Source organism: Polaromonas sp. OV174 (assembly GCF_900112285.1).
GTDB lineage: Bacteria > Pseudomonadota > Gammaproteobacteria > Burkholderiales > Burkholderiaceae_C > Polaromonas.
On sequence record NZ_FOKZ01000002.1, the window covers coordinates 199,715 to 213,284 of the forward strand.

The window sequence follows — 13,570 nt, forward strand, 5'->3', positions numbered from 1 at the left end:
GTGGACACTGAAAGGATGACATGACCACGCTTTACACAAGCAGCCACGTCAAGCTAGGAACCCCCGGCGCACTGGTGCGGGAGCTGATCGCCAGCGAAGCCAAAAAGCCCGTTGGTTATTCAATGCTCGACAAGCACGGCTACACGCAAAGCCAGGTGCATCAGGCCTGCCGCTGGCTGATTGAAAAAGGGCTGGTGTTCAAGGGCGTGCGCAGCCGCACCGATGTGCGGTTTTTCGACAAGCGCGAGAACGCCGAGGCGTATCAGACCACGCGGGCGGCGTACACCCCGAAGCCCGAGGTAGTCACGCTGCACAAGAGCGCCTCCGTCATCTACCCGCCAGGCTACAAGCACACGCGTATTCCGACGCCTGCGCCGCAATTCCAAGCTGTCGACCTGCCGTTTGTGCATTCCGGCATGCGTGCGATGCAGGGCTAACCGCTACAAAAACAATAGCTGCCTGCACTCATACCTATTGGGTCAGCGGCTGATTTAACTCAGGAATCAGATGTTCAAAAACGCCACCTTCTTCCGCATCGCCGCCGACTTCACTCTCCCGCCACTGGAGCAGCTGGAGGCAGCGCTCCAGTCTGCCCAATTCCTGCATTGCGGCCCGACGCAGCAGGAATCAAGCGGCTGGGTTGCGCCACGCGGCAACAAAAGCACCATCCTGGCCGAAGCCGTGGGCCAGCAGGTCATCCTGCAGCTCTGCACCGAGCGCCGCCAATTGCCCGCCTCTGCCGTCAAGGACACAGTGGACGCGATGATTGCCGTCTACAAACAGCAAACCGGCAATGAGCGGGTCGGCCGGTCACTGCGCCGACCCATCGGGACCATCACGACGCGCGACCGGCATGCCGTGATTGATGGCGACCGTATGCGGATGATCTCCGTGCAGGAGGCTCGCGCCGCCATGGGCTTTCCCGAAACCTACCGGCTGCCAGAGCGGGCCAAGGACGCCATGCACATGCTGGGCAATGCCGTGTGCCCACCAGTGGCGCGGGATGTGATCAATGCCATCCGGGCTGCAGCATGAAAACCCTAACCCTGCCCGTCAAGGGCATCTACTTCGACCAGATCAAGGCCGGCACCAAGACCGAGGAATACCGGCTGATCACCCCTCACTGGCGCAAACGGCTGGAAGGCCGTACTTATGACCAGGTGGTGATCACCTGGGGCTACCCGAACCGCGACGACGCCGAACGCCGGCTGACCTTCCCGTGGCGCGGCTACGAGGTCAAGACCATCCAGCATGAACACTTCGGGCCGGAGCCGGTTGAGGTGTTCGCTATCAAAGTAGGAGCTACAGAATGACGCACATCCCCGCAGCCGCCCGCCTTTTGCGTGAAGGCGCAGAAGAACTCAAGGCCGGCGTTTCGATCAATGGCGTGCCCGACTGGGCCAACGAGCCAGAAACCAAGATTGCCTATGACGAATACATCGCGGCGGCTGAACTCTCGGTCCAAACTCAATCTGTAGCTGCGATAGCGGGGATGCCGGAGCCGGTGTCGGCAGAGTGCCGGTTTGATGCCGAAATGGGCTGGGGCCGGTGCACTGTTGAGCACCACAACATGGTCCAAGCCAACCAATCGGCATGGCCAGGCTATACGACCCGAGGCCTCTACACCGCCGCCCAGGTGCAGGCCATGCTTGCCCAGGGACTCGCGCCGCTGATGGATGAGCAGATCAAGAAATGCGCGTGGGGGTATTTCGAGGACTCGCAAAACCTACCGGATTGGGTCGCAAACTTTGTGAGCGAAATAGAAGGTGCCCACGGCATCCATCCTGCCAGCGATGGGGAGCCTGCCAAATGACCCGCGACGACGTGATCCGCATTGCGCGGGAGGCCAAGGTGCTACCAGCAGTCATTGGCAGCACAACTGGGCACTTCGCCTACATCGAGCGCTTCGCCGCCCTGGTGGCCGCCACTGAGCGCGAGGCGTGTGCGCAAGCGTGCTCCGCCGACACCCTCGCCTATCCGCCGCACATGGGGTCGGATGGCGTTTTCTGGGAATGGGGTGTCGAGGCCTGCGCCGCAGCCATTCGCGCAAGAGGCGCGCCATGAGTCTGCACATTCAATTTTTGATTGAGCAGCCACAGGAAATTCTCGACCGCCTCTACATGCAAAACGGCCCCTGCTGCGCTGGTTGCGACTGGTGGCTCCATTACAACAGCCTTGTTGGCGAGTGCCGCAAGTCTGCGCCAGTGCCGGGTTCGCAGCGGATGGCCATGCTTGGCATGAGCGGCACCTCCTTAGCGCCGGAGGCGGGACACATCATGACGCCGCGCGAGCACCACTGCGGCGACTTCAAAGACGAATTCGACTGGGACACGATCCCAGTCAACTACCTGCGGCGCATCGGGCGTCAGCACAAAAGGACTACACCATGAGCCGCCGCGCTCGCCAGCGCAGAGATAAGCACACACCCATCCCTGACTTTGACCAGCCCGCCCAGCAAGCGGGCTTTTTTACGACTGAATGAATATGCAAGCAAGTACAGCCCTCCCACCCGTCCACCGAATCAGCACAGCCTGCGAAAAACTGGCCATCTCCCGGGCGACAATCTACAGAATGGCAAAAGCTGGCACCATTGAGATCATCAAGGTTGGCAAAGGCTCCGCCAGGGTCACGGACGCGAGTCTGCGCCAGCTTCTTACGTCGAAAATTGTCGCGCCCGACTGATGGCGACGCGACCAAATCGGACTCAAGAGTGACGAGGGCATTTTGGGTAGCTAGTTGGGTAGCTGGACACCAAATTTCTCAGACAGTCCTCTTAAAACCCGCATGAAATAAGGAAAGTTTTTGTTTATGAAAATTGCCACCTGGAACGTCAACTCCCTCGCCGTGCGCCTGCCGCAGGTGCTGGACTGGCTGGCCGCCAACCCGGTCGATGCGCTGTGCCTGCAGGAGCTCAAGCTCAACGACGAGAAATTCCCCTTCAAGGAGCTGGAAGCCGCCGGCTACCACAGCGCCGCGTTTGGCCAGAAAACCTATAACGGCGTGGCCATTTTGAGCCGTACGCCGGCGCGCGATGTGGTGAAAAACATTGTCGGTTTTGCCGATGAGCAGTCGCGCATCATTGCCGCCACGCTGGACTCGCCCGCCGGTGAAGTCCGCCTGGTCAACGGCTACTTCGTCAACGGCCAGGCGCCGGGCAGCGAGAAATTCGAATACAAAATGAAGTGGCTGACGGCCCTGCGCGAATGGCTGCGTAGCGAGTTGGTAGCGCACCCGAATCTGGTGCTGGTGGGCGACTTCAACATCACCGTGGATGACCGCGACACCTACGACCCGGAAGGCCTGCGCGAAACCATTCACCACACCACCGAAGAGCGCCTGCATTTCCAGGCCCTGCTTGACCTGGGACTGACGGATGCTTTTCGCATGTTCGAGCAGCCCGAGAAAAGTTACTCCTGGTGGGACTACCGCGAATTTGCCTTTCGCCGCAACCGCGGCCTGCGGATTGACCACATCCTGGTCAGCCAGGCACTCAAGTCACAGGTCAGCAGTTGCGTGATCGACAAGCTGCCGCGCAAAAACGAACGGCCCAGCGACCACGTTCCTGTGGTGGTAGAACTCGCAGACGCCTGAGAAACAAAAACGGGACCGCGCACGGTCCCGGTGAAACACAGTCGCAGAGGGCTATCAGTAGGCCACGGCCTGACCATCCTTGCGCGGATCCGAGCCGGCAATATAGCTGTCACCGTTTTTGAGCACCAACTGCGCGCCGCCAAAGGCAAACACGCCATTGCCGCGCTCTACCGTGATGTCGTGTCCGCGCGCGATGAGTTCGGCAACCACGCCGGCGTCAAAGCCGGGCTCGACCGCCACCTTCAGGCCGCCTGTCACGCGCCAGCGCGGTGCGTCGGCGGCCGCCTGCGGGTTCTGCCGGTAATGCAGCACGCGCAAAGCCATCTGCATATGACCTTGCGACTGCATAGGCCCGCCCATCACGCCGAAGGCCATTTGCGGCGTGCCGTCGGCATGCATGGCAAAGGCCGGAATGATGGTGTGTGAAGGGCGCTTGGCGGAGCCGACCTGATTGGCATGCCCCTGCTCCAGAGTGAAGCCATGGCCGCGGTTCTGCATGCTGATGCCGGTCCCCGGTACCACGATGCCCGAGCCAAAGCCCATGTAGTTGGACTGGATGAAGGAGACCATCATGCCCGAGGCATCGGCCGCCGCGACATAAACCGTGCCGCCCGGCCTGGGTGCGCCGTGGCCGGGGTTGCCGGCCCGCTGGCGGTCAATCAGCTTGGCGCGCTCGGCCAGGTAGGCCGGCGCCAGCAGCTCGGCGGGCGATACCTGCATCGCGTCGATGTCGGCGTTGTACTTGTCCAGATCGGCCAGCGCCAGCTTCATGGCCTCAATCGACACATGCACCGTGTCGACATGGTCCAAAGGCTGATCGCCTATGCCCAGCGCCTCCAGCATGCCCAGCGCCATCAGGGCGGCAATGCCCTGCCCGTTGGGCGGCAGCTCATGCACCACCGAGCCGGAAAAAGGCTGGGCCAGCGTGCCGCACCAGTCGGCCTGGTGGTTGGCCAGATCAGCCTCGCTCAGCAGGCCGCCGTGGGCCTTGGCATGGGCAGCCATGCGCTGGGCCAGCGCGCCGCGGTAAAAGGCCTCGCCGTGGCTGTCGGCAATGGCTTCCAGCGTGCTCGCATGGCCTTCACTGCGAAACAGCTGGCCCGCACGAGGGGCTTGGCCGTCGGGCAAGAAACACTCGGCAAAGCCGGGCTGATCGCCCAGCCGCTGCCCACCCATCGCCCACAAATGCGCGATCACCGGCGAGACCGGAAAACCGTTGCGCGCATAGTCGATGGCAGGCTTGGCCAGCTCGGCAAAGGGCAGACGGCCAAAACGGCGCGAGAGCGCGCTCCAGGCCGAGACGGCGCCGGGCACCGTGACGGCGTCCCAGCCTTTGTCGGGCATGGCATCGCGGCCGGCGAAGTGGTCGGCCGACCAGGCCGCCGGAGAGCGGCCGGAAGCGTTCAGGCCGTGCAATTCCTTGCCGTCCCAGACGATGGCAAAACCATCGCTGCCCAGACCGCAGCCGGTAGGCTCGACGACGGTCAAGGCCATCGCTGTGGCGATGGCCGCATCAACCGCGTTGCCACCAGCCAGCAGCATGCGCAAGCCAGCCTGTGCCGCCAGTGGCTGCGAGGTGCTGACCACATTGCGCCCCAACACGGCAGAACGGGCCGAGGCATAAGGATTCACGAAATCGAGATGGGGTGCAGTAGACATGGCTGAATCCTTCATTCAATGCTGATCTTGCGTTCGCGAATAATGCGCGCCCAGCGCTGGCTGTCGGTGGACACCATGGCGGCGAACTGTGCGGATGATCTGACCGGGGGCGGCTCAACGCCCAGCTTGGCCAGGCTTTCCACGACCTCAGGCGCGCGGGCCGCTTTCTCGAAGGCATCATGCACACGCAAGGCCAGATCGGCCTTCATGCCGCGTGGCGCATACAGGCCAAACCAGGTCACCGATGAAAAACCCGGCAGGCCCGCCTCGGCCACCGTGGGCAGCTCGGGCGCCAGTGCGGAGCGCTTGTCACCCGTGACGGCCAGGGCCCGCAGGCGACCACTCTTGACATGCGGCATGCCCGTCGGGATGGAGTCGATCAGCATGTGCACCGAGCCGGAAATGACATCGGGAATGGCCAGCCCCGTGCCCTTGTAAGGCACGTGGGTGATGAAAACACCGGCTTGGGCCTTGAAGGCTTCGGTCGTCAGATGCACGATGGTGCCGTTGCCGCTGCTGGCGTAGTTGAGTTGGCCTGGGTTTTTCTTCGCATACGCGATCAGCTCGGCCACCGTTTTCACCGGCAGCGACGGCGTTACCAGCACCACGCTCGCGGCGTCGGCCAGATGCGCCAGCGGCGTGAAATCCTTGACGGGATCGTAGGGCAAGCGGGACATCAGGTGCGGCGAAATGGCGTGCGTGCTGCTGGTCGTCAACAGCAAGGTGTAGCCATCGGGCGCAGCCTTGGCCGCTTCGGCCGAGCCAATGGTGCCGCCGGCACCAGCCTTGTTGTCAACCACAATCTGCTGCCCTATGTCTTTTGAGACGCGCTGCGCGATCACCCTGGCCACCAGGTCGGTGGCGCCGCCGGCGGGAAATGGCACCACCAGGCGCACCGGGCGCTCGGGCCAGGTTTGGGCCTGGGCGGCGACGGTGGCCGCGACGAGTGAGGCAAGCCCCAGCGCGCGAAGGCAGTTGGATACAAGGCGCATGTCAATTTTCCTAGGTCAGAGAGAGGTCAGGAATGCCGGTGAAGGCATCCGGGAAGTCGGGTCCGAAAGCATAATAGAAATACTTCAGCCTTATCACAACAAGAGAATATGCAAGGTTTGATTGCCAAAACGGCAAACCCAGCATTCATGAATCGGCAACGGCCCGGCCACCAATATGGTCAAACCTAACGAATGCTTAGCAAAGGCCTAGGGCTGGCCGGACAGGTATTGCTTGAGATGGTCGAGAAAGGACTGCACCGCTTGCGGCAGGCTGCGGCCCACCAGGGTTTGCACCTCGATGTCGCGCACGCCCATGCCGCGATCGCGCAGCGGAATCGCCACCAGCAGTCCGGCAGCCACCAGGTGGCGCACCGAGACCTCACCCGAGATGGAAAGCCCCCCGCCGTGCACGACGAAGTTGTGCAGCGTGGTCATGTTGTTGCTGCTCAGCACGGGCTCGATCAGCAATTGCTGGCGGCTGCATTCCACATCTATCATCTGGCGCACCGTCGTGTCCGGCGCAGGCAGGGCCACCGGATAAGCACTCATTTGCGCCAGGGTGACCGAGCTGGCCCGAGCCAGCGGATGATCCGGGCGCATCAGCACCAGCACGGGTGCGGGCTGGCGATACTCGACCTTGATCTCTTTGTCCGGGGCGCGGCTGAACTTCAGGCCGATGTCGACATCACCGTTGCGCACGCGTGCCGACACCTGAGCCGGCGGCTCGACATTCAGCTCGAAAACAATGCCCTCGTTCTGCGCCCGAAACGCGACGATGAGCGGCGGCAAAAACTCGTTGGCAAAACCCTCAGAGGCGGCGATTCGCACCCGGCCCGAGCGCAGGCCTTGCAAGGCCAGAATCTCCTTCATGGCCCGCTCCGCATCCAGGCTGGCCCGACGCGCATGTGTGGCCAGTATTTCGCCGGCGGCGTTCAACACCATGCCGCGCGGGTGCCGCTCGAACAGCGGCGTGCCCAGCGCCTGCTCCAGCCCCGCAATCTGGCGGCTGAGCGCGGACGCCGCGACATGCAGCCGCTCAGAGGCTTCGGTCAGCGAGCCGCAGCGCGCGACCTCGAAAAAATAGCGCAGCGCGGTTTCCTGCAGGTGACGCGCCCGCATGTCGGCCTCGGCAAGGCTCATGGTGATTGTCCCTGGTTGCTGATGCGGCAACTATATGCTGCCTGCCGTGTCATTTCGCGATGCCGCTGAGGCAGCAACGCAAGCCTGGAACGATTTCTTGAATCACTCAATTTACTATTAAAACAATAGCTACTTGCGCTTGCCAGACGGTCGCTACAGCCATTATTCGCTTGAATTTTTCTCCAGATTCAACTCCTGGATCTTGCGCGTGATGGTGTTGCGGCCTATGCCCAGCTTTTGCGCCGCCTCGATACGGCGGCCGCGCGTGGTGGCCAGCGCGGTCTGTATCAGCTTGGACTCGAAGCGGCGCGTCAACACGTCCCAGACATCGTTGCGACCGGCGTTTAGCAGGGCCAGCGCCTCGGCTTCCAGCCCCAGTTCCCAGCCGCTGTCACCAGGTGGCAATACGGCCAGGGGCACTGGCGCCGTGGCTGAAAAAATCTCGGGCCTGGGCGCGGCTGGCAGGCTGTCGGCTAGTACGGGTAGTGCCGCCACGTTGGGGATTTGCGCTGGCAGCACCGGCTGGCCCGGATCGATGCCGGCGCTCAGCACCTCGGGCGGCAGGTCTTTGGCCTCAATCACCTGGGCCGGCGCCATCACGGTGAGCCAGTGACAGATGTTCTCCAGCTGGCGCACATTGCCGGGAAAGCCGAAGTGGCTCAAATGCTGCAAGGCCGCATCCGAGATGCGCTTGGGCTCCACGCCCAGCTGCCTGGCGCTTTGCTGCAGAAAATGCCGGGTCAACATGAACACATCTTCGCGCCGCTCGCGCAGGGCCGGCAGGCGCAAGCGGATCACGTTGAGACGGTGAAACAAATCCTCGCGAAAACTGCCTTCCTTGACGCGCTGCTCCAGATCCTGATGGGTGGCGGCAATCACGCGCACATTGGCCTTGACGGCGCTGTGGCCGCCGACGCGGTAGAAATTGCCGTCGCTCAACACACGCAACAAACGGGTCTGCAGGTCAAACGGCATGTCGCCGATTTCATCCAGAAACAAGGTGCCGCCATCGGCCTGCTCGAAACGGCCGCGCCTCAGGGTTTGCGCACCGGTGAAGGCGCCGCGCTCGTGGCCGAACAGCTCGCTTTCCAGCAAGTCCTTGGGAATGGCCGCCGTGTTGATGGCGACAAAAGGCCCGTTGGCACGCGGCGAATGCTTGTGCAGCGCACGCGCCACCAACTCCTTGCCCGAGCCCGATTCGCCGGTGATCATCACCGTCACCATGCTCTGGCTCAGGCGCCCGATGGCGCGAAACACGTCCTGCATGGCGGGCGCCTGGCCCAGCATTTCCGGCGCCGCGGCCATGCGTTCTTCGGCGACTTCCTCGCGCTGGCTTTCCTCGACGGCACGGCGTATCAGCTCCACCGCCTTGGGCAGGTCAAAGGGTTTGGGCAGATATTCGAAGGCGCCGCCCTGAAAGGCGGAGACGGCGCTGTCCAGGTCAGAAAAGGCCGTCATGATGATGACCGGCAGGCCGGGCAGCTTTTTCTTCACCTGCTCCAGCAGGTCCAGGCCGGAGCCGCCCGGCATGCGGATGTCGCTGACGAGAATCTGCGGCCCGTCCTCTTCGCCGGCACTTTCCAGCGCGGCCAGCACCTCACGCGGATTGGTAAAGCTGCGTGTCGGCAGGCTCTCGCGGAGCAGAGCCTTCTCGAGCACAAACCGGATGGACTGGTCATCATCAACAATCCAGATCGGTTTCATGTATTTATCCCTTTGCTACGGCGGCGTATCTGTGAATTGAAAGATGACGGACCTCAGGGCAGCGGTATCAGCAGCTTGAAATCCGTATGGCCGGGCCGGCTCTCGCACTCAATCAAACCGTGGTGTTGCTGAACAAAGGTTTGCGCCAATGTCAGCCCCAGCCCCGAACCGCCCTCACGCCCCGAGACCAGGGGATAGAAGATGCGGTCTTTGATGGTGTCCGGCACGCCAGGTCCATTGTCAATGACATGCAATTCCAGTGCCAGGCGGTAGCGCTGCTTGCCGAAAGTCACCTGGCGGGCGATCCGGGTCTTGAAAACAATCTGCGCATCGCCGGCCGCCACGCGCTCGACCAGGGCCTGGGCCGCGTTGTGGGCGATGTTGAGCACGGCCTGGATCAGCTGCTCGCGGTCGCCGCGGAATTCGGGAATCGAGGTGTCGTAGTCACGCACCACCCGCAAGCCCCTGGGGAACTCGGCCAGGATCAGCGAGCGCACGCGTTCGCAGACTTCGTGGATGTTCACATCGCCCACCAAGTGGGGATGGCGGTGCGGCGCCAGCAGCCTGTCCACCAGGGTTTGCAGGCGATCGGCCTCGTGGATGATGACCTGGGTGTACTCACTTAGCTCCTTGTCGATGTCCATTTGCAACAGCTGCGCCGCGCCGCGAATGCCGCCCAGGGGATTTTTGATTTCATGCGCCAGGTTGCGTATCAGTTCCTTGTTGGCCTGGGCCTGGTCGATCAGGCGCTCTTCGCGCTCCTGCTTGGCCTGCTGCTCCTGCGGGAGCATTTCCACGATGGCCTCACCCGGCGTGTCGGTTTGCGCCACCACCACGTGCACCGGCAGCGGTTCGTGATTCAAACGCCTGAGCCAGGCGTCGTAGCGCAAGGCGGCAAACTCATTGCTGCCCGCTCCTTCCAGCGCATGCTTCAAGATCTGCGGCTCGGTAAAGCAGTCGGACAGCGATGAGCCTTCAATGGTGCGGCGCGAGCTGCCCAGAGCATCTTCCAGCGCGGCATTGGCAAACACCACGCAGCCGTCGGTACGCACCACGGCCACCAAGGTGGCGAGCAGGTCAAAGGCCTTAAAGCGGGGCGAGCCCGATGCCTGGGAAGAAGAAACAGGGGGGATGGGCGACTTGTTCAAGTCGTCCATTTTGACTCAGAAGCCGGGCTTAATTGGCTGGCGGCAGGCGAGAAATCTCGCGTTTGAGGCCGCTGATGTCGCTCTGGGTACGCGCAATGCTGTCCTTGAGCTCGGCCACACGATCCAGGTAGCGCTGGTAGTTGCGCCCCTCTATGCCCTGCTTTTCGGGCTCGCCGTTGTTGTATTCCTTTTGCAGCTCGGCCAGCTTGGTTTCGGATTTTTTCAGCTCGGCTTCGAGAATGCCGCGCGAGTCGCTGTCGCGCGCACGCTGTTCGGGGCCACTATCGGGACGCGCACCGCCTGAAGCTGGCGCGCCAGCCCGTGCCGGAGCTGCTTGCACCTTGGGGATAGGTGTGCCCTGCACCACCGTGACATTGCCGCCAGAGACGAGTTTGCAATTACGCGTCTGGGCGTCCTTGGCATTGTTGATGTATTCGGGCGCGCCGCCGGCTGCCCCGGCGCAACGGTAAACCTGCTGCGCCCAGACGGCGCTACCGGCGCTGGCCAGCAGCATGGAAAAAAGGGATAGGAATAAGGTGTGTTTCATAGTCAAAGCCCAGTCTGCGCTGGGTGCCCATGCGGGCCAGGTAGCGACGGGGGTAGCTTGCCAGTATGCGACAAAGCGTAAGAATCACAAAATCAGGCCAGCCCATAACCCCGCACGGCCATAAAAAAAGGACGGCCCATGCCGTCCTTTTTCAATCAGCGCCTGCCGGTCGTTTGTGACCGGCTCGCCTGCAGCCCGATTTACAGGGAGTAGTACATCTCGAATTCGATAGGGTGAGTGGCCTGGCGCAAGCGCGTCACTTCACCCATCTTCAACTCAATGTAGGCGTCCAGCATGCTGTCGGTGAACACGCCACCCTTGGTCAGGAAACCGCGGCCCACATCCAGCGCGTCCAGCGCCTGGTCCAGGCTGTGGCAGACGGTTGGCACTTTGGCATCTTCCTCTGGCGGCAGATGGTAGAGATCCTTGGTGGCGGCTTCGCCCGGATGGATCTTGTTTTCCACGCCATCCAGACCGGCCATCATCAGGGCCGCAAAGCCGAGGTAAGGGTTCATCAGTGGATCGGGGAAGCGTGCCTCGATGCGGCGGCCCTTGGGATTGGCCACATAAGGGATACGGATGGAAGCCGAACGGTTCTTGGCCGAGTAAGCCAGCTTGACCGGCGCTTCGTAGCCAGGCACCAGGCGCTTGTAGCTGTTGGTGCCGGGGTTGGTGATGGCGTTCAGGGCACGGGCGTGCTTGATGATGCCGCCCACGTAATAGAGCGCGAAGTCGGACAGACCGGCATAGCCGTCGCCAGCGAACAGGTTTTTGCCGTCTTTCCAGATCGACTGGTGCACATGCATGCCCGAGCCGTTGTCGCCAACGATGGGCTTGGGCATGAAGGTGGCGGTCTTGCCATAGGCGTTGGCCACGTTGTGAATCACGTACTTCATCAGCTGCGTCCAGTCGGCGCGCTCAACCAGCGTGCTGAACTTGGTGCCGATTTCATTCTGGCCGGGGCCAGCCACTTCGTGGTGAAACACTTCGACCGGAATGCCGAGCGATTCGAGGATCAGGGACATCTCGGCGCGCATGTCCTGCGTGCTGTCGACCGGTGGCACGGGAAAGTAGCCGCCCTTGACGGTGGGACGGTGGCCGCGGTTGCCGCCTTCGAGCTTGGCGCCCGAATTCCAGGGCGCTTCGTATTCTTCGATCTTGAAGAAGGTGCCCGACATGTCGGTGTTCCAGCGCACGTCATCAAAGATGAAAAACTCTGGTTCTGGTCCGAAGTAGGCGGTATCGCCCAGACCAGAAGCCTTGAGGTAGGCTTCAGCGCGCTTGGCGATGGAACGCGGGTCACGGTCATAGGCCTTGCCGTCGCTAGGCTCAACCACGTCGCAGCTTAGCAGCAGCGTGGTTTCTTCAAAGAAGGGGTCGATGTTGGCCGTGTTGGGGTCAGGCATCAACTGCATGTCGGAGGCTTCAATGCCCTTCCAGCCGGCAATCGAAGAGCCGTCAAAGGCGTGGCCCGAAGCGAACTTGTCTTCGTCAAAGTGGGAGACGGGCACGGTCACGTGCTGCTCTTTACCGCGGGTGTCGGTGAAGCGGAAGTCAACAAACTTGACTTCGTTTTCCTTGACCATTTTCATGACGTCTGCGACGGTCTTTGCCATCAGAATCTCCTGTGTGCTGGATGGGGGTTGAAAAAAACTTTGTTCGGACCGACTGAATGCACTTTCTGTGCCAAAGCCTTGGGGCTTCAGTTTTTGGCCAAGCCTTGAATTGTGCCGCTATTGTGTCGCCTGCCCTAGCCTGTGCAGGCTTTTGGTGCCCCATAGCGCTAAAAGAGCACTCAAACAATGCACCAATGAGGTGCGAATCATCGATGCATGCACATGGTGCAAAAATTAACGCACCAATTCGGGTCCCAGCTTGAGATCAAAACGCTGCAGTCCGGCCATTAAGGCGGAATAAGCCAGCTTGACCGCCTCAGGTGAGCCTTTGACGCCCAACTCGATATGACGGCCGAATTCGGGATGATCCACACTGGGCAGGCTGAAAACCTTGACGCCAGGATGCGCGGCTTCAATCGCCAGCATCAGCGGCGTCAGCATGGCCTCCATGGAACCCATCACGATGACCGATTTTTCGGCATAGGCCAGAGCCTGGTGCAGATGGGCATAGCGCTGGTCCAGCACCCATTCGATCATGGGCCAGGCCATCACCGGAAACCCAGGCACGAAGTGGACGCCCCCACGGTCGCTCACTTCGTGTAGCTCCCTGCCCCCCGGGGGGGCCGCTGCGCCTGCGGCCGGGCGAAGCCCGTTCCGCGACCCCGGCTGGGTTTCAGAGTCAGCGACCGTCGCCTGCGGCCCGACAAAGCAGCTGAAACCGGGAATCTTGTTGTAGGGATTCGGAATGATCTGGGCACCAACCGGAAACATGCCCATATTCAGGCGGTGCACATTGTCGGGGTGCTCAGGCTGGTAGGGCACGCCCTGCTCTTTCGCCATGTCCTGCATGCGTTCGCGGATCAGGGCTTCGGCTTGGGGGTGCAGCGCCAGCTCAAGCCCCAGCGCCCGCGCCGCGCATTGCCGGGTGTGGTCATCCGGCGTGGCGCCTATGCCACCACAGGAAAACACCGCGTCACCCGTCTCGCGCGCCGCGGCAAAGGCACGCTTGAGCGTGGCCGTGATGCGCGCCGGATCGTCACCCACGCAGTCGGCATAGGCCAGCTGCAGGCCACGCGCGCCCAACAGCTCAATGACCTTAGGCAAATGCTTGTCGGCGCGTTTGCCGGAGAGAATTTCATCGCCGATGATGATGAGGCCGAAGTGTGTGCTCAT

The 13,570-nt window shown here is 62.0% G+C and carries 16 protein-coding genes; 8 read left to right on the top strand and 8 right to left on the bottom strand.

Features of this window, described 5'->3' with window-relative positions; translation table 11 throughout:
* The first annotated feature begins 20 nt into the window (after window positions 1-20).
* From BM160_RS02870 to xth, 8 genes are all read left to right on the top strand, one after another.
* Window positions 21-437, top strand: coding sequence for a hypothetical protein (locus BM160_RS02870; protein WP_092000117.1), 417 nt, complete (start codon window positions 21-23; stop codon window positions 435-437).
* A 70-nt stretch (window positions 438-507) separates the two neighbouring features.
* Window positions 508-1,035, top strand: coding sequence for a recombination-associated protein RdgC (rdgC, locus tag BM160_RS02875; protein ID WP_092000120.1), 528 nt, complete (start codon window positions 508-510; stop codon window positions 1,033-1,035).
* On the top strand, window positions 1,032-1,313 hold the full coding sequence (locus BM160_RS02880; RefSeq protein WP_092000123.1) for an RNA-binding protein: 282 nt from the start codon (window positions 1,032-1,034) through the stop codon (window positions 1,311-1,313). Before rdgC ends, BM160_RS02880 begins: the two co-directional genes overlap by 4 nt.
* On the top strand, window positions 1,310-1,813 hold the full coding sequence (locus tag BM160_RS02885; protein ID WP_092000126.1) for a hypothetical protein: 504 nt from the start codon (window positions 1,310-1,312) through the stop codon (window positions 1,811-1,813). The genes BM160_RS02880 and BM160_RS02885 overlap by 4 nt, the downstream gene beginning before the upstream one ends.
* Entirely contained in the window at window positions 1,810-2,064 is a 255-nt protein-coding gene (locus tag BM160_RS02890) for a hypothetical protein (RefSeq protein ID WP_092000129.1), read from the top strand. The genes BM160_RS02885 and BM160_RS02890 overlap by 4 nt, the downstream gene beginning before the upstream one ends.
* The gene (locus BM160_RS02895) at window positions 2,061-2,390 is read left to right on the top strand and encodes a hypothetical protein (protein ID WP_092000131.1); all 330 of its coding nucleotides are present in this window, start codon (window positions 2,061-2,063) and stop codon (window positions 2,388-2,390) included. Before BM160_RS02890 ends, BM160_RS02895 begins: the two co-directional genes overlap by 4 nt.
* Before the next feature lie 94 nt (window positions 2,391-2,484).
* Window positions 2,485-2,682, top strand: a complete 198-nt coding sequence (locus tag BM160_RS23115) for a helix-turn-helix transcriptional regulator (RefSeq protein WP_092000134.1) — start codon at window positions 2,485-2,487, stop codon at window positions 2,680-2,682.
* A gap of 126 nt (window positions 2,683-2,808) precedes the next feature.
* Window positions 2,809-3,591, top strand: a complete 783-nt coding sequence (gene xth / locus BM160_RS02905) for an exodeoxyribonuclease III (RefSeq protein ID WP_092000137.1) — start codon at window positions 2,809-2,811, stop codon at window positions 3,589-3,591.
* Between the two features lie 54 nt (window positions 3,592-3,645).
* Here the strand turns inward: xth and BM160_RS02910 are convergent, their stop codons facing one another.
* The 8 genes from BM160_RS02910 to BM160_RS02945 all read right to left on the bottom strand — a co-directional run bounded on the left by BM160_RS02910 (window position 3,646) and on the right by BM160_RS02945 (window position 13,570).
* Entirely contained in the window at window positions 3,646-5,250 is a 1,605-nt protein-coding gene (locus tag BM160_RS02910) for a gamma-glutamyltransferase family protein (RefSeq protein ID WP_092000451.1), read from the bottom strand.
* 11 nt (window positions 5,251-5,261) lie between these two features.
* The gene (locus BM160_RS02915; protein ID WP_092000140.1) at window positions 5,262-6,242 is read right to left on the bottom strand and encodes a Bug family tripartite tricarboxylate transporter substrate binding protein; all 981 of its coding nucleotides are present in this window, start codon (window positions 6,240-6,242) and stop codon (window positions 5,262-5,264) included.
* Between the two features lie 207 nt (window positions 6,243-6,449).
* Window positions 6,450-7,382, bottom strand: a complete 933-nt coding sequence (locus BM160_RS02920; RefSeq protein ID WP_255368587.1) for a LysR family transcriptional regulator — start codon at window positions 7,380-7,382, stop codon at window positions 6,450-6,452.
* A 162-nt stretch (window positions 7,383-7,544) separates the two neighbouring features.
* Window positions 7,545-9,086 (bottom strand): nitrogen regulation protein NR(I), encoded by a 1,542-nt coding sequence (ntrC, locus tag BM160_RS02925; RefSeq protein ID WP_092000143.1) that lies wholly within the window; start codon window positions 9,084-9,086, stop codon window positions 7,545-7,547.
* Between the two features lie 53 nt (window positions 9,087-9,139).
* On the bottom strand, window positions 9,140-10,243 hold the full coding sequence (gene glnL / locus BM160_RS02930; RefSeq protein ID WP_092000146.1) for a nitrogen regulation protein NR(II): 1,104 nt from the start codon (window positions 10,241-10,243) through the stop codon (window positions 9,140-9,142).
* A 19-nt stretch (window positions 10,244-10,262) separates the two neighbouring features.
* Complete coding sequence (locus tag BM160_RS02935) at window positions 10,263-10,781, bottom strand: hypothetical protein (RefSeq protein ID WP_092000149.1); 519 nt, start codon at window positions 10,779-10,781, stop codon at window positions 10,263-10,265.
* 200 nt (window positions 10,782-10,981) lie between these two features.
* Entirely contained in the window at window positions 10,982-12,397 is a 1,416-nt protein-coding gene (gene glnA, locus BM160_RS02940) for a type I glutamate--ammonia ligase (RefSeq protein WP_092000152.1), read from the bottom strand.
* A gap of 234 nt (window positions 12,398-12,631) precedes the next feature.
* Entirely contained in the window at window positions 12,632-13,570 is a 939-nt protein-coding gene (locus BM160_RS02945; protein WP_092000155.1) for a competence/damage-inducible protein A, read from the bottom strand.